The sequence below is a fragment of the Flavobacterium sp. GCM10022190 genome (genome assembly GCF_042656445.1).
GTDB classification, from domain to species: Bacteria; Bacteroidota; Bacteroidia; order Flavobacteriales; family Flavobacteriaceae; genus Flavobacterium; species Flavobacterium nitratireducens.
In genome coordinates, this window is sequence record NZ_JBHSOQ010000001.1 from 1,241,265 (window position 1) to 1,258,290 (window position 17,026).

At 33.9% G+C, this 17,026-nt stretch carries 15 protein-coding genes; 2 read left to right on the forward strand and 13 right to left on the reverse strand.

The window, feature by feature from the left end; all coding sequences use genetic code 11:
• The first annotated feature begins 8 nt into the window (after positions 1 to 8).
• Positions 9 to 1,757, forward strand: a complete 1,749-nt coding sequence (locus ACFPTQ_RS05110; protein WP_379774682.1) for a RagB/SusD family nutrient uptake outer membrane protein — start codon at positions 9 to 11, stop codon at positions 1,755 to 1,757.
• 56 nt (positions 1,758 to 1,813) lie between these two features.
• On the opposite strand, the gene ACFPTQ_RS05115 is transcribed toward ACFPTQ_RS05110, so the two are convergent.
• From ACFPTQ_RS05115 to ACFPTQ_RS05135, 5 genes are all read right to left on the reverse strand, one after another.
• Entirely contained in the window at positions 1,814 to 2,722 is a 909-nt protein-coding gene (locus ACFPTQ_RS05115; RefSeq protein ID WP_379774684.1) for a pseudouridine synthase, read from the reverse strand.
• A 111-nt stretch (positions 2,723 to 2,833) separates the two neighbouring features.
• On the reverse strand, positions 2,834 to 3,790 hold the full coding sequence (locus ACFPTQ_RS05120; RefSeq protein WP_278034187.1) for a geranylgeranylglycerol-phosphate geranylgeranyltransferase: 957 nt from the start codon (positions 3,788 to 3,790) through the stop codon (positions 2,834 to 2,836).
• 37 nt (positions 3,791 to 3,827) lie between these two features.
• Positions 3,828 to 4,766, reverse strand: coding sequence for a mevalonate kinase (locus ACFPTQ_RS05125; RefSeq protein ID WP_379774688.1), 939 nt, complete (start codon positions 4,764 to 4,766; stop codon positions 3,828 to 3,830).
• A 39-nt stretch (positions 4,767 to 4,805) separates the two neighbouring features.
• On the reverse strand, positions 4,806 to 5,156 hold the full coding sequence (locus ACFPTQ_RS05130) for a four helix bundle protein (protein WP_379774691.1): 351 nt from the start codon (positions 5,154 to 5,156) through the stop codon (positions 4,806 to 4,808).
• 14 nt (positions 5,157 to 5,170) lie between these two features.
• Positions 5,171 to 6,262 (reverse strand): diphosphomevalonate/mevalonate 3,5-bisphosphate decarboxylase family protein, encoded by a 1,092-nt coding sequence (locus ACFPTQ_RS05135; protein WP_379774694.1) that lies wholly within the window; start codon positions 6,260 to 6,262, stop codon positions 5,171 to 5,173.
• A 103-nt stretch (positions 6,263 to 6,365) separates the two neighbouring features.
• Here ACFPTQ_RS05135 and ACFPTQ_RS05140 point away from each other — a divergent pair, with 103 nt between their 5' ends.
• Positions 6,366 to 6,842: a TspO/MBR family protein gene (locus ACFPTQ_RS05140; protein ID WP_379774696.1), complete on the forward strand. Its 477-nt coding sequence runs from the start codon at positions 6,366 to 6,368 to the stop codon at positions 6,840 to 6,842.
• A gap of 9 nt (positions 6,843 to 6,851) precedes the next feature.
• Here ACFPTQ_RS05140 and ACFPTQ_RS05145 read toward each other — a convergent pair whose 3' ends face one another.
• The 8 genes from ACFPTQ_RS05145 to ACFPTQ_RS05180 all read right to left on the reverse strand — a co-directional run bounded on the left by ACFPTQ_RS05145 (position 6,852) and on the right by ACFPTQ_RS05180 (position 16,983).
• On the reverse strand, positions 6,852 to 7,205 hold the full coding sequence (locus ACFPTQ_RS05145) for an iron chaperone (RefSeq protein WP_379774698.1): 354 nt from the start codon (positions 7,203 to 7,205) through the stop codon (positions 6,852 to 6,854).
• A gap of 16 nt (positions 7,206 to 7,221) precedes the next feature.
• Complete coding sequence (locus ACFPTQ_RS05150) at positions 7,222 to 7,965, reverse strand: hypothetical protein (RefSeq protein ID WP_379774701.1); 744 nt, start codon at positions 7,963 to 7,965, stop codon at positions 7,222 to 7,224.
• Positions 7,966 to 8,020: 55 nt separating this feature from the next.
• Positions 8,021 to 9,244 carry an NAD(P)/FAD-dependent oxidoreductase gene (locus ACFPTQ_RS05155; RefSeq protein ID WP_379774704.1) on the reverse strand — a complete coding sequence of 408 codons (1,224 nt, stop codon included), beginning with the start codon at positions 9,242 to 9,244 and terminating at the stop codon, positions 8,021 to 8,023.
• Positions 9,241 to 9,918, reverse strand: coding sequence for a glycerophosphodiester phosphodiesterase (locus ACFPTQ_RS05160; protein WP_379774707.1), 678 nt, complete (start codon positions 9,916 to 9,918; stop codon positions 9,241 to 9,243). The genes ACFPTQ_RS05155 and ACFPTQ_RS05160 overlap by 4 nt, the downstream gene beginning before the upstream one ends.
• A gap of 43 nt (positions 9,919 to 9,961) precedes the next feature.
• Complete coding sequence (locus ACFPTQ_RS05165) at positions 9,962 to 11,767, reverse strand: glycoside hydrolase family 13 protein (protein WP_379774710.1); 1,806 nt, start codon at positions 11,765 to 11,767, stop codon at positions 9,962 to 9,964.
• A gap of 224 nt (positions 11,768 to 11,991) precedes the next feature.
• Positions 11,992 to 13,899, reverse strand: a complete 1,908-nt coding sequence (gene acs, locus ACFPTQ_RS05170; RefSeq protein WP_379774713.1) for an acetate--CoA ligase — start codon at positions 13,897 to 13,899, stop codon at positions 11,992 to 11,994.
• Between the two features lie 22 nt (positions 13,900 to 13,921).
• Positions 13,922 to 14,284, reverse strand: a complete 363-nt coding sequence (locus tag ACFPTQ_RS05175; protein WP_379774716.1) for a response regulator transcription factor — start codon at positions 14,282 to 14,284, stop codon at positions 13,922 to 13,924.
• Entirely contained in the window at positions 14,281 to 16,983 is a 2,703-nt protein-coding gene (locus ACFPTQ_RS05180) for an ATP-binding protein (RefSeq protein WP_379774719.1), read from the reverse strand. The genes ACFPTQ_RS05175 and ACFPTQ_RS05180 overlap by 4 nt, the downstream gene beginning before the upstream one ends.
• Positions 16,984 to 17,026 lie beyond the last annotated feature (43 nt).

Genomic DNA, 17,026 nt, shown 5'->3' on the forward strand with positions numbered 1-17,026 from the left:
TTTTACAAATGATACAATCAATTATAATTCAATCCTCAAAGAGAGCTACACTTATTGCTTCTTTTGTTTTTGTGCTATGTTTAAACTCTTGTCAAGATTATCTAGATGTGGAGCCAAAAACTAGTTTAACCGAAGAAAATGCGTATAAAACTGTTACAGATGCTGATGCTGCTGTTTTTGGTCTTTATGGTAAATTTGTTGGTTTAGCGGATAAGTATGTTATTCTAAACGAAATGCGCGCCGATTTGATGACTACAACACCCAATTCATCTACTTTTTTAAAGCAACTTTCTGAACATAATGTAAGTCAAGATAATCCCTATATTAGTCCTAAACCTTTTTATGAGGTGATTAATAACTGCAATGATATCTTAAAGAACTTTGATATAATGCTTGCAGAAAAGCGTTTTACTCAAGATCAATACAATCAACGCTATGCTGATGTTGGCTGTATTCGCAGCTGGGTGTATCTTCAATTAGGAATTCATTTTGGCAGTGTGCCTTATATTACTGAGCCTATTTCTACATTGGAAGATGCAAAAAATGCCAATAAGTATCCACGTATACCTTTTTCAGAACTATTGGATAAATTGATTCTTTTTTCAGAATCTTTAGAATACAAAAAACCATACAATGCTCAAAGCACGATGGTAACCAATGTAGATGGATATTCTACAGCCAAATTCTTTATTAATAAAGAATGTTTGTTAGGAGATTTACACTTATGGAAAGCTAATTATACTAAAGCCGCTTCTTATTATAAAAATGTTATGGAAACTGCAAGTACTAGTAGTAACGATACGGAGCGTTATGAATCGTATCGTATTAGTATCTTTGCTGACGGGAATAATCCAAATAACAATTATTTTGTGAGGTATTCTCAAGCTGATAATGCATCAAGTTTGATAAATGGTAATACTTCAGGTTGGCGTTCGATGTTTAGTAGGACTAGAGATGCATTGTGGAATACAGAATGGATTTGGTCAATACCATACACTAGTAATCTTTCATGGGATAATCCTTTTATTAAATTATTCTCTAAATCCAAAGGTGATTATTTGGCTAAACCCTCACAAGCATCCATTGATTTATGGAATAGCAATAAACAAGTAAATATACCTTATGATGCAAGAGGTAGTAAATTAACCTATTTGATGGAAGGTAATGATCCTGTGATTATGAAATACCAATACAAAAGTGATGCAAATCTTACAGGCCCAGAAAATAATGGAGATTGGTTTTTGTATAGAACTGTTAAATTACATTTACGTTATGCAGAAGCAGCCAACCGTGATAACAAACACCGTATAGCAAGTGCCATACTTAATAATGGTTTTCAAGTTGAATACAATCGTGGTGGTGTGAGTAATACATCAGGAAATGTAACTAATATCATGCAAACAAAAGAGCCTTATCCTTACGATTTTGATGCGCGTCAGGGTGATTTTCCAAGATTTAGAGCTAATTGGCATAGAAATGGTGGAATAAGAAGGCGTGCTAATCTTCCTCCAGCACCAGTTGTTGGGGATAGTCTGATTTCTATTGAAAACAACTTGATTAATGAAGCTGCTCTTGATCTTGCTTATGAAGGAAATCGTTGGGAAGATTTAGTACGTGTTGCTAGACGTAGAAATGATCCTTCTTTCTTGGCAGATAAAATCTATGAGAAACTAAGCAAAGAAGGAAATGCAGAAGCTGCTACTGTAAGAGCTAAGTTAATGAATCCAAATAACTGGTATTTGCCATTTAAATGGTAATAATTTACTTTTAATCATAAAAAAAACCGCATCATAGATGCGGTTTTTTTGTGAATTTAAAAATGTTTCAAATTGATGATTTCTTGTTCAGTAAGTAATCTCCAGTTTCCTCTTGGTAGGTTCTTTTTAGTTAATCCAGCAAAAGCTACTCGGTCAATTTTTAATACATCATAATCCAAATGTTCAAAGATATTACGGACTACTTTAATGTTAGAGGTCTTTAATTTAAGTCCCACTTCGCTTTTGGGTTCACCTTCAATATAGCTTATTTCTTCTACAAAAACGCGGTGACCTTCTATTACTAGACCCTTGCTAATTTTTTCTAAATCTTCAAATTTCAAGTTTTTATCTAAAGAAACTTGGTATATTTTTGATGATTTTTGATTAGGAAGCGTAAACTTTCTAATCATATCAGTATCATTTGTAAATAATAAAAGTCCAGTCGTGTTTTTATCCATTCTACCTACAGGAGCAATTTTAGCAGTGGTAGAACCTTTGACTAATTCTAAAACATTGCGGAATTCTTGTCCTTCATCTAATGCTGTAGTAAAGTTTTTAGGTTTATTTAATAGGATATAAACCTTCTTTTCCGGTGTCAAAGTAACACCGTCAAAGTTTACAACATCTCCTGGTTTTACTAAATAACCCATTTCAGTAACTGGATTTCCATTTACTTTTACATTTCCTGATTGAATGTAGATATCGGCATCACGACGCGAACAAACGCCTGAATTAGAGATGTATTTGTTTAAACGAATTTCATCCTTTGCTTTTGGTCTTTTAGCAACTGGATTTGGTTTTTTTTCTATTTTTTTGGTAGCCTCTTCTGAAGCTTTAGCACTAAATTTAGGTTTTTTAGTTCCTTGTGCTCTTTTCGGCAAAGCAGGCTTTGGCTTGTTAGCATTTGGTCTCGAGCTATTAGGTCTAGAACCACCTCTTTTGTTGTTGCCTTCCTTATTATTCATATTATTCGATAATTTTTGCAAAGATAGTATTTATATCCTTGTTAATTGATAAATGCCAATTATAAAACGATAACTATCTCTTTAGTAGGTGATTTTAATTGTTTGTGCCTTTTAAAATGACAAAAGTAGTTTCTTTCCATGCCATAAAACACTTGGGTCAATAAGTATAATACAAAAGACTCCGGACACAATTAAAAATTTTAGGACATTGTGCAGTAATAGAAACTGAATTTTAGTGTTGGATTTCCAAAGATACAGTAAGAAGAAAATTAGAATAATCAGGCAGGAATAAAAGTAAATATCCATATAGCCTACATCGTACATTTCGATTAAAATGTAAATAGGTAATAGCGTAAAAAGGGTTAATATGCTGATGATTTTTTTCGAAGCTTCTTCACCGTAAATAATAGGTATGGTTTTATAATTGTCTACAAGGTCTCCTTTTATGTTTTCTAAATCTTTAATCATTTCTCTAATCAATAATAATAAAAACAAAAAAGTAGCGTGTGCAAAAATCACAACAAATTGTCCCTTGTAGTTTTCTATTTCGTAAATAGGTAATTTGGTGTAATAATATAACAATATGGCGAAAAAAGGCAGTACAGCCATGATTGAGGCCATAAGATTACCTATAAAAGGATATCTTTTTATTTTATGAGAGTAAAACCAAATCAGGAAAATATAAACCGAAAAAAACAATAAAGCACGCCAGGAAATAAACCAAGCAATCGTGGCAACAATGAAGTTTAAAGTAAAATAAACTTTTAGTTTCGTGCTTTGACTCACTAATCGGTCAAGCATGGACTTATTAGGTCGGTTGATTAAATCCTTTTTACTGTCGTAAAAATTATTGATGATATATCCCGATGCAATGCTTAATGAGGAAGCAAAAACAATCAAAAACAAATTGAAATCGAGCAGTACATCTAAGGCTCTTATTTCTGGCGCCAATATAAATATAGCCGATAAATATTGCGCTAAAATTATGATTGGAATGTTGTAACCTCTAATTACAGAGAACAAACTGACAATTTTTAACGCTAAAAGTTTGTGTTTTCTACTAAACATTTTAGACAGTTATTGTTGTGTTCTTTATGGCGTTCTATTAAAATTGATAAACTACTTCTAGTTTATAATCTTTTAATGAAGCTTTGGCACGTTCTAAATCCTCTGTGAAGCCCAGAATGTATCCGCCTCCGCCTGAACCACATAGTTTTAAATAATAATCATTTGTTTCGATACCTTTTTGCCAAATTTCATGAAATTGCTCAGGAATCATAGGTTTGAAATGATTTAAAACGACACGGGATAACTTTTTAGTATTGCTAAACAATGATTTCATGTCTCCACCTAGGAAGTTTTCGACACAAGCATCGGTATATTTTACAAATTGATTCTTTAGCATAGCACGGAAACCTTTGTCTTTAAGATTTTCCATGAAAATATTAATCATTGGAGCCGTTTCACCAATGATTCCAGAATCTAAAAGGAAAACAGCAGCTTTCCCATCAAAACTTTGTGATGGAATTCCTGTTGCTTCAATATGATCTTTTGAATTAATTAAAATTGGAATACTCAAATAGCTGTTTAATGGGTCTAATCCTGAACTTTTTCCGTGGAAAAAACTCTCCATTTGAGAGAATATATTTTTTAACTCTAATAATTTTTCACGAGTTAAGTTTTCTAAAACAGTGATTTTGTTTTGGGCATATTTGTCGTAAATAGCTGCAACTAATGCACCACTACTCCCCACACCATAACCTTGTGGAATACTGGAATCAAAATACATTCCAGTTTCAATGTCATTTTTTAACGATTTTAAATCAAAAGAAACCAAATTTGTTTTTTCGTTTTCCAAGGATTCTAAATAATCAGCAAAACGTTTTAAACTAGCATTAGAAGCAATGGCTTCTGCCGAAGGATTATCATTTTTTTTCAAAGCTCCGTTATAAAAATTATACGGAATAGAAAGCCCTTTCGAATCACGAATAATTCCGTATTCTCCAAAGAGTAATATTTTTGAGTAAAATAAAGGTCCTTTCATGTCTTTAATAATTAACAATTAATAATTGATAATGTATAATTAGTTGTTTTTAGAAGTATTGATTATGCTTGTTAGTATTTTCAATATTTCGACAATTTTAATTTTGATATTTTGATATTCCGATTCAGTTATATAGTTAGTTTTATATAATAAATCCAACCAATACTCTGGTTCATTTGCTTCTTTTAAAGATATGGATAATTTATGAATAAAATCTAATTTACTTTGTGCATGTTCTGCCTCTCTGATATTTGCTCCAATTGATGTGTCTGAACGCAACATTTGTTTTGATAAAACAAATTCTTTTTTTTCAATGAGAACTTTATAAAGAGATACAATCTCTATTGCAAAAGTGAATGACTTATCTTTGATTATATTCTTCTTCTCCATAAAATCATCAATTGTTAATTATCCATTATCAATTGACTTCCCTCTCCAATTTCGTCACAAATGTACTGCTCATTTTGACAATAGCCAACTAATTCGGCTTTAATAAATTGCAGTACTTTTTCTTTTACGTTTTCAGGGTATAAAACATGTACGTTAGCACCTGCATCCAGTGTAAAACATACTGGGGTTTGTGTGTCTTTTCTGAATTTCCAAATGCGATTGATGATTTCTAATGTATTCGGTTTCATTAAGATAAAATAAGGCATCGAAGTCATCATCATGGCGTGTAAAGTCAGCGCTTCACTTTCTACAATTTGAATGAATTCTTCCAGATTACCCTTTTCAAAAATGGCAATCAGTTTGTCTAAATTTTCATGTGCTTGTGCAAATCGCCTTTCGGCAAATGGATGATTATGCATCAACTCATGCCCTACAGTGCTTGAGACCTGTTTTTCGCCTTTATCAACTAATAAAATGGTGTCTTGATAATTTTTGAAATTTTCATGAATACGGTAAGGATACTCCACCCCATATTCATCTGAACTTTCTTTAATATTGGCTTGATTTCCCCAAACTACTACTTCACCTTTTACACTTCGACAAGCACTTCCAGAACCTAAACGTGCCAAGAAAGAAGCTTTTTGATAAAAATACTCTTCAGTCATTTCAGGATTTAAAGCTTTTTCTAAACACATTAGGTTCATAGCTAAAGCGGCCATTCCTGAAGCAGAAGAAGCAATTCCGGAACTATGCGGGAAGGTGTTTTGCGTATCTATGGTAAAATGATAATCTTTTAAAAAAGGCAAATAGCTTTCAATTCGTTCAAAGAATTTTTGAATTTTGGGTTTGAAATCTTCTTTTGGTTTTCCTTCAAAAAGTAAGTCAAACGAAAAATTTCCAGAATTTCTGGTCTTCTCAAAAGCTAGTTTTGTAATTGTTTTACAATGGTTTAAAGTAAAACTTACCGATGGATTGGCTGGGATTTGATTGTTTTTTTTTCCCCAATATTTCACTAAAGCAATATTACTGGGTGCACTCCATTGGTAGGAACCGTTTTCTATTGTTTGAGAATAGCTATTTGGAATAAAATCGTTTGCTGTAAACATGACTGATGAAATTTGGCGCAAAGATACTTTTTTTGATTTATTCGTTCGTTTCTTATTAAGTTATTCGTTACAAAGTTTTGACTATTTTTGAAAAAAAAACGAAATGAACAAGATCATTAAAATAATTGCTGTTGTTGTATTGTGTTTGGGTGTTGGTTATTTTTCGGGAATAGAAACACGTTCGGCTATATTAGACTGGTATCCTACCTTAGTAAAACCAAGTTTTAATCCGCCTAATTGGGTTTTTGCACCAGTTTGGACCTTGTTGTATATCATGATGGGAGTGGCAGCTGGATTGGTTTGGAATCGCTATACTGATGATAAGGACAGGGTTAAAAAAGCATTGGTGTTCTTTTTAATCCAATTGGTTTTGAATGCACTTTGGTCGTATTTGTTTTTTGGTTTACACAACCCAATGTTAGCCGGAATAGAAATTGTTCTTCTTTGGTTATTTATTTATGAATGCTATTTGCAATTTTCAAAAATCAACAAAATTGCGGCTTATTTGTTAGTGCCTTATTTGGCCTGGGTAAGTTTTGCTGCTGTTTTGAATGCTAGTATTTGGTGGTTGAATCGATAATGTTCAGCTTTATTTCTTGAATTTTTGTTCATTTTCTTTAACGCGAAAAGCAACAATTTCTTTGATTAGGTCGTATGGAATAGGTTTGTCAAATGGAAATTGAACGGAACCTTTGCCTTGTTTGTACTGGGATAATGCTGTTGCAAATTGCGTATGACCTGAGGGAGTAGCATACAGTCCGATATGATTTTTGAAGGCTGCAAAATAAACCAAGGGTTTCCCAAATGTTTTATAGGCGGGCATTCCATACGCAATACTTTCAATGCAGTTAGGAGCTTCGGATTTAATGATGCTTCTTATGTTTTGAGTTATTTTTTGAATCTCATCTGGAAGCGCATTGATGTATTGTTCTACATTTTCCATTTTCGATACCTATAAATTACTCAGTAGCATTTGCTTTTTTGAATTCTATGTTTTTTTCGAATAAAAAATCCATTAATTCAAGTGCATTTGAATTTTCGGAAATGATTTTTTTGGATTTGGGGTCAAAGTTGCAAAAGCTAAGAAATCTGTCAATTTCTGTTTTCTTTATTTGTAATGTTTCCGTAAAGAAATTTTCGTCAAAATTGGCAATGGTTATTTCTTTGAAAGCTTCAGGATTGTCTGCTTTTATTTTTTTTCCTTTCAAAAGGTCTCCAAAAAGCATTTTCCCAATTTTGACAAAATCCATTCCGTTAGTAATGGTACCATCATTAATAGCTGGATTTTTTAATTGTTTGGATTGTCTGTAAACGGCAACTTCATCTCTTTTCATTTGTTCCCATTTTTTGTCAAATTTCCAATCAACATCAATTTTACGAATAACTACTTCTTTTAGTTCTTCTGGTTTTTTGTCAATTGCAATAATGATGTTGTTCGTTTCCAAGTCTTCAAAACTCAATTTGATTCTCTTTAATTGATAGTCTTTGTCGTAAAAAAGAATGCTGTCGTTAACATCGGCAACAAGAATAAATTCCCCTTTTTCGTTAGTTTTTGTATTGATTTCCTTTGTTTTGTTAATCACATCTACATTCTGTAATAAAAAACGTTCAGACATCACTTTGCCTCTCAGTAGTTTATGAGTTTGAGAATAGCTAAAATGACTAATTAAGATAAAAATAGCAAGAAGGAAATTTGATTTCATAGGATTAAGATATGTAAGTAAAGTTACAGCATTATCTTTCGAATTCCTTTTAAAATTATGTTAATTTAAGTGAAATGGCATTCGCCAAAATAAATCCGCTCGTCCAGGCGTTTTGAAAATTAAATCCGCCTGTAATGGCATCGATATTCACAATTTCACCAGCAAAATATAGGTTTTCGTGAATTTTGCTTTCCATGGTTTTAAAATTGATTTCTTTTAAATCAATTCCTCCAGCAGTTACAAATTCTTCTTTGAAAGTGCTTTTTCCGTTCACTTGGAAAGAGGCGTTAGTTAATTGTTTGGCTACATTTTGAATTTGATTTTTAGATAAATCTGCCCATTTTGCTTCAGCTGAAATTCCAGAAGCCAAGACTAAACTTTCCCAAAGTCTGTTTGTTATCTCAAACGGAGATTTTTTTGAAACCGTCTTTTTGGCTTGCTCCTGTTTTAATGCTTTCAAAAGTTCTTCGGCTTCTTCAGTGTCAATATCGTTTAACCAATTGACGAATATGGTGAATTGGTAATTTTTGTCATGTAAAATACGGGCGCCCCAAGCCGAAAGTTTTAAAATAGCAGGACCGCTCATTCCCCAATGGGTGATTAATAAAGGTCCGGTTGAAGCTAGTTTGCTGTCTTTAACTTTTACCGAAACCTGAGCCGAAACGCCAGACAATTCTTTTATTCTAGGGTCTTTGATATTAAAAGTAAATAGGGAAGGAACTGGGTTTACTATTGCATGACCTTGTTGTTGAAGCATCTCCCAAATTTTAGGATTACTACCCGTAGCCATTACCAATTTCTCCGCCAGATAATTCTCGTTTTGAGTTTCTATTTTCCAAAGATTCTCTTTCTTAAAAATGGACTGTACAGATTGTCCAGTAAGTACCGAGATTCCAAGTTTTTTTGTGGCTTTTAAAAAACAGTCAATAATAGTTTGCGAGCTGTTAGATACAGGAAACATCCTGCCGTCTTCTTCTATTTTAAGTTCGACTCCATGTTTTTCAAACCATTCAATGGTGTCGCCCGAGCAAAATTGATGAAAAGGACCTCTTAATTCTTTTTCTCCACGAGGATAAAATTTTACTAATTCATTTGGTTCAAAACAAGCATGTGTCACATTGCAACGACCACCGCCAGAGATGCGTACTTTTTGCAATACTTCGGCTCCTCGTTCTAGGATAGCCACTTTTATCTTTGGATTTTTTTCAACGATATTAATGGCAGTAAAAAATCCTGCAGCACCACCGCCAACAATTATTATGTCAAAATTTTGATTCATATTCTATCTGGAAAATCGGAGATGATTCCGTTTACATTAAAAGATTTCATTTTTGTAATATCCGTTTTTTCGTTTACTGTCCAAGGGAATACTTCAAAGCCATTTTGTTGTAAAATTTGGGTGTTTTCTGCATTCAATAATTTATAATCTGGATGTATGGATTTGGCCTGAATCCCTTTTGCGAAAGCGATAGCTTCTTCCCAATCCTCTTCGGTAAGGACGCCAATAGGAATTTTTGGATTTCTTGATTTTAGCTCTTTTAAGGCGTTCCAGTCAAAGCTTGAAACGATAAAATCAGTATACGTCCAGTTTTTATTATGGATGTATTTTTCAATAATTTCGATTACTTTGGGTATGGTTTCGTAACTTTTTAATTCGATATTAACCCAACATCGACGGTTGACTAAGTTTAGCACTTCTTCTAAAGTGGGAATGTATTGCTGATCTTCAATTTTGAATTTTTGTAATTCTGAACAACTCATTTGATTTACAAAGCCTTTGCCGTTTGTCGTTCGGTCAATGGTTTCATCATGAATCACCATAAGTTTAGCATCATTACTCAGGTGAACATCGAGTTCAATGCCATGCGCTTGCATTTCAATCGCTTTTTCGAAACTTATTAGGGTGTTTTCAGGTGTGTAACCCTTAGCACCACGATGTCCTATTTTGAGCATTGATTGTTTTTTTTACAAAGATAGCAAATAGGAAAGTTAAGGATTATTCTAGTTCTAAAATTAATGCCGATTTTCCTTCGATGGTAATTGGCTGACGTAAATCATACGTAATTTGAGTGATTATTTCTTTTCCTTTAGTGTGATTTTCGATATTTTCTTTGAAACGTGCAGTGCCAAATTCTTGTTTTTCAGGGTGGTTGTTTATGATAACCATCACACATTTGTGTGAATTGTATCTAAAATAGACGTATACATTATTTTGTGGGATGTAATGGGTTGTTTTGCCAAAATGGATTGCATCATTGGTTTTTCGCCATTGAAACAATTTACTTGTAAAGTCAAAATAGGCTTTTTGACATTCAGAACGGCTTTCAGGATTGAAAGCATTGTTTTTGTCGGTAGCCCAACCTCCTGGGAAGTCTCTTCTAATGTCTGCGTCTCCTAAACTTTGGTCTCCTGTCATGCCAATTTCGGAGCCATAATACAATTGGGGTATGCCTCTCAAGGTGGCCAGCATACACATTACTAATTTGTATTTACGGATATCATTGTTATAATTGTGATTAAGTCTTCGGCTATCATGGTTTTCGCCAAAAATTAATAGATTATTGGTATTGGAAAACATAAAATCCTTGGCCAATAAATCGTATATTTTTGTTATTCCTTGATCCCAGGTGTCGTCATCTTCATTAAAAACAGTTTGTAGCGCATCTGATAAAGCAAAATCCATTACGCTAGGTAAATACGAATTGAAGTTTTGGATTTTTGCAATAGGACTGTCTTTCTGCCAATACGAAAGTAAACTTTGATTTCGCATGGTAATTTCGCCTACAAGATTAAAGTTTGGGTATTCGTCTGTAATTGCTTTGGTCCATTTGGCTACCTCTTTTGGTTCTGAATAATTATAAGTATCAACTCTAAAACCATCCAAATTAGCGTATTCAATCCACCAAATGGCATTTTGTTTTAGATAGTTTAAAACCAATGGATTGCTAATGTTTACGTCGGGCATCGTAGGGACAAACCAACCGTTGAGGCAAATCATTCGGTCAATTTTAGAGGCGTTTATGTCAATTGCGGTAGTTCTTTTATGATTGGTCTCGGTGTAGGTTTCAAATCGGTGAATCCAGTCGTTCGTTGGAGAATCTTTAAATATCCAATGTTCAATTCCCCAGTGATTTGTAACATAATCCATGATGATTTTAAGTCCTTTTTCATGTGCTTTTCCAACTAAACGTACATAATCTTCATTGGTGCCGTAACGAGGATCAATTTTATATACATCAGATTGGGCATAACCGTGATAGGAATATTGTGCATCATTGTCTTCGCATAAAGGTGTGCTCCAAATAGCTGTTGCACCGAGCGATTTTATATAATCCAAATGCTGGATAATCCCTTCAATATCGCCACCATGACGACCTTGTGGTAGATCTCTGTTGTATTTTTCAGCAGTGGTTTTGTCGTTTTGATTGTTTGGATTTCCATTGGCAAAACGATCAGGCATTAAAAGGTAAACACAATCTGAAGTATCGAAACTTTGTCGTAACGCGGAATCTTTTCGCCTTTTTCTGAGTTCGTATTTTTGAATATGTTTTTTTTTGTTGTTCAACTCGAAAATAAATTCAATTTCATTTTCAGTACTATTTCGAGTATCTATTGTGATAAATAGGAAGTTGGGATTTTCTGTTCGAGTGATATTGGTTATGGCACAACTATTTTCAGAGGTAACCTTGCACTGACTGATGTTTTTTCCATAAAAAAGGATTTCAAGTTCCGGATTGTGCATTCCTAAAAACCAAAAAGGAGGCTCTATTCTTTGTATTAATGTATTGGATTCATTTTTCATAAAAATAGATTACCGAATATTTGTAAAATACAAGCTTGATTATCAGTGTTGATTATATTGTAAATGCCAGCAATTGTGCTAATCGAACAAATATTGTTGTTCTCGCAATGTAGTAAAAATTACGCTTTTTTTAGGTAATCAGGGAGTTTAATTGCTTGAATTGATAAAAAAAGCTGCTCTGGGAAGGAGCAGCTTTGGATTTGTATAATAATTATGATTGAATATTAGATTCTTCCATCTTTAATTTCATCAACAATTTCAGGGTTTAACAAGGTGGTTGTGTCACCAAAGTTTGAAAAATCTCCCTCAGCTATCTTACGTAGAATACGACGCATAATTTTTCCAGAGCGTGTTTTAGGTAATCCTGATACAAATTGGATTTTATCTAATTTGGCAATAGGTCCAATATGGTCAGCGATATGCTGATTGATTTCTTTGGCAAGGTTTGCTTTGTCGCGTTTTTCTCCTGTTTCTTTAACAATAACAAAACCATAAAGGGCATTTCCTTTAATATCATGAGGGAAACCTACAATAGCACTTTCGGCTACTGCTGGGTGTTCGTTAATAGCATCCTCAATAGGCGCTGTCCCTAAATTATGTCCTGAAACAATAATGACATCATCAACACGACCGGTGATACGGTAATAACCTACTTCATCGCGCAATGCGCCGTCTCCACTAAAGTATTTACCTGGGAAGGTAGAAAAATAGGTTTCTTTATAGCGCTTGTGGTCTCCCCAAATGGTTCTAGCAATTCCAGGCCAAGGGAATTTAATACATAAGCTTCCAACGACTTGATTGTCTTCAATTTCATTTCGTTTTTCATCCATTAAAACAGCTTGAATTCCTGGAAGAGGAAGTGTGGCGTAAGTAGGTTTTGTAGGAGTGATAAAAGGTAAAGGGGAGATGAGGATTCCTCCGGTTTCTGTTTGCCACCAAGTATCCACAACAGGACAACGTTTTCCGCCTACGTGGTCATTGTACCAGTGCCAAGCTTCTTCGTTGATAGGTTCTCCAACAGAACCAATAACTTTTAATGAACTTAATGGGTATTTTTGAACATAATCCAAACTTTCTTTTGCCAAAGCTCTAATGGCTGTAGGCGCAGTATAGAATTGGTTTACTTTGTGTTTTTCGATAATTTGCCAAAAACGACTAAAGTCAGGGTAAGATGGTACTCCTTCAAATATTACGGTAGTGGCTCCGTTTAATAGTGGTCCGTAAAGGATATAAGAGTGTCCGGTAATCCAACCGATATCGGCAGTACACCAGAAAATATCATTTTCTTCATAATTGAAAACATTCTGGAAGGTATAAGCAGTGTATACCATATAGCCTGCAGTGGTATGAACCATTCCTTTCGGTTTTCCGGTTGAGCCCGAAGTGTAAAGAATAAATAATGGGTCTTCGGCATCCATGATTTCAGCCGTGTTGTTATCAGAGGCAGAATCTAAAAGAGGTGCTAACCATAAGTCACGACCTTCTTTCATCTGAACTGTAGTATTGGTTCTTTGGGCTACTAAAACTTTTTCTACTGATGGACAATTGTTAAGCGCTTCGTCTACAATTCCTTTTAAGTCGATGGTTTTGTTACCACGATACCCGCCATCTGAAGTGATTACCATTTTGCATTCGCTATCGTTAATGCGGGCTGCAACAGCTGAGGCAGAAAATCCTGCAAACACGACTGAGTGAATAGCACCGATACGAGCACAAGCCAGAGTAGCGATGGCTAATTCGGGAATCATAGGTAGATAAATACAAACACGATCTCCTTTTTGAACTCCTTGACTTAATAATACATTAGCCATTTTGCTTACTTTTTGATGTAATTCATTGTAAGTAAATGATTGTGAAGGTTCGTCTGGGTTGTTTGGTTCGAAAATAATAGCTGTTTTTTCGCCTTTTTTTGCAAGATGACGATCGATACAGTTTTTAGTGATGTTTACTTTAGCATCAACAAACCATTTGATTTCGGCTTCAGCCATGTTAAAATCAACAACCTTGTCCCATTCTTGGTACCAAGTAAAGTTTTCTGATGCGATTTTGTCCCAAAATTTCTTCGGGTCTTTGATCGATTTTTTGTATTCTTTGAAGTACTCTTCGAAATTACTTATTTTGTAACGACTCATGATTTTATGAAAAGGTTTTTAGTTAGTTTAATAATTCTTGAACTTGTTCTACTAATTTCTTTAATGAAAAAGGTTTAGTGATGTAGAGGTTGGCTCCTAGAGCAAGTCCTTTTTCAATGTCTTGTTCTTTATTCTTTGCTGATAGAAAAATTACTTTACAATTTTCTAAGGCTGGGTTTTTCTTTATTTGTTCTAATGTACTGTAGCCATCCACCATTGGCATCATTACATCAAGTATGATGATGTCAGGAAGTTGATTTTGTAATGTGTCTAATGCTTCTTGCCCGTCGCGTGCAATGAATACTTCAAAATTGTTTTTTTTGAAAGTGTATTCCAACGACATTACAATATTAGGCTCGTCATCTACAATTAATATTTTTTTCATTTTTCGGATGTATTGTAATTGGGCAATGTAAAAGTAATAGTTGTTCCGTTACTTTGAGAACTTTCGGCCCAAATTTTTCCTTTATGGTGTTCAATAATTTTTTTACAAATAGCTAATCCTAAGCCGCTTCCTATTGGTTTTTTAATATTTTGATTTCGAGACTGATAAAATTTGTCAAAAACAGCTTCTAGATCTTCTGGATTTATTTCTTTCCCGTTATTGTGAATACTTACCGATACAAAATTAGCATCTTCATAAATGGTGATTTTTATTTTGCCTTCAGTATCTGGACAAAATTTTATGGCATTCGAAAATAGGTTGTGTACTACCTGAATAATGCGTTCTTCGTCATAGAAAGCTTTTATTTCACTCTTTTGTTGGGAATATTCGAGACTTATTTTTTTGTTTATAATTAATTGCTGTAAAGATTCTAAAGTATTGTTTATGGTATTACAAATGTTATTTCTTGAAAGGTAGATCTTTTGTTTGCCTGTTTCAAATTTTTCTAAATCTAGCAGTTTGTCAATTAAACGGTTAAGTCGGTCGGATTCGGCCATGATGTTTTGTAAAAACTTTTGACGAACCTCAGTTGGTATATTCTCATCGTCATGCAAAATTTCAGTAGCTGCTCTAATGGCGGTAATAGGAGTTCTCAATTCGTGGGTTACCGTATCTAAGAATTCATCTTTTTGCATGTCCTTATTGATGAGTTCCTGATTAGCCGACTGAAGTTGTTCGGACAGCATTTTTAATTCATTCGAACTTTCAACCAGTTTTTTATTGATGATGATATTTTCTTTGGATTCTTCTAAAATGCGTAATACTTCAGGAAGACTGATTTTGTCTTCTTTAGCAACGCTCGATATTACAATTTTAGCCGAAGCGGTTCCAATATGTCCAGTGAGTAAATTCTCGGCAAATTTAATAAAACGGGCGTCGGCTATTTCATTGTCTTTGTCGATATTGTATTTTAAATTAAAAATATTCAAGGCTCTTTTTGTTCTTTCGTTTCCTAAAAAACGTTCCAATATTTTTTGAATATCTGAAATATTTGCTGTCCCTTTCCAAACGTAGGCATTTTCGTGATTCGTAATGTAACGGTCAATATCTACAAACATTTCGGCATAGTTACGTTCTCTGTAATTGCCGCTAAAACTTACTGAAACGGCCATGTAACTCAATAAATTGACTAATAAACTCCAAAAAACGGCTTGTGGAATTGGGTCTAAATAGTCAAGTCCAAAAAGTTGAAAGGGTTTTAATAAGGCTACTCCCCAAGGACCTTCTTGTACAAATGTACTTTCGGTTCCTGTTGTGCCAATGGCATATGGGATTAATAAGGTATAAAAACAAATTAGGAAACCTAAAATGATTCCAGTTACGGCTCCTTTTTTTGATCCTCTTTTCCAAAATAAAGCACCAAAGAATGCTGGGGCTAATTGGGCAATAATGACAAATGAAACTAATCCGATGGAAACTAGTGTATAATCTAATACAAAAACACGGTAGATGATATAGGCCAAAATTATCAACATAAAGATGCCTATTTTTCGACTGAGCACGATGCGCTTAGTGTTCTTTTCTTGTGAAATATTTTTCAAAGAACCTATAAATCCATAAGGAATCAATAGATTGTTGCTAAGCATAGTAGCAAGGGCAATAGAAGAAACAATGATCATAGAAATCGCTGCCGAAAATCCTCCTAAAAACACAATAACAGTTAGTAAGTTGTTGTTGAAATGTTGCGGAATCAATAGGGAATAGGTATCGGAATTTAGACCCTGTGTTCCAAAAAGGATATTGCCTCCCCAAGCAATTGGGAATACAAAAATATTAAAAAGCAGTAAGTACAGTGGAAGTAGCCAAATAGCGGTTCTTACATGTTTTTCCTGATTGTTTTCTACTATTGCAGTGTGGAATTGTCTTGGTAAAATGAAGATAGCAAACATAGAAATGAGACATAGAAAAAACCAATTTAGACCATTAGATAAACCGCCGATACTGTTTTTTTTGTCGAAATTTTCTAAAACAGATGCTTTGTTGTAAATATCCTCAAAACCATCAAAAACGAAGAAGGTTACATAAATCCCAATAATTGTGAAGAAGACTAATTTCAAGATAGATTCTATTGCAATTGCGGTAACAATTCCCCTTCTTTTTTCTGAAGCATCAACGTATTTGTTTCCATAATAGGATGCAAATAAAGCCAATGCAATACAAACATAAGTGGTTGTATCCGAATATATATCGGAATTAGCCTGTGTTTGAGTAACAATATGAAAAGTATCCGAAATCGCTTTAAGCTGTAAGGCAATGTAAGGAACAATTCCAAATATTGCAATTAGTGTCACTAAAGCTCCAAGTGATCGGCTGTTTCCATATCGTAGCGAAATAAAATCGGCAATGCTGGTTATTTTATTGATTCGAGATATTTGGATTATTCTTTTCAGAATAATAATCCAAGTGGGGATTATAATTATTGGTCCTAAATAGATAGGTAAATAATCTAGACCTGATTTAGCAGCTAACCCAATACTGCCATAATACGTCCATGCAGTACAATATACGGCTAATGAAAAGGAATAAATATAAGGATTGTTAGTCCATTTTGAACGACTTCTTTTTTCAGACCAATGTGCAATATAAAAAAGTATTACGACGTAAATACTTAAAATCAATAAAAGACCAATACTACTCATAATATTTTTTAATGATTAAGTAGGTGGTTCCAATTGAAAATAA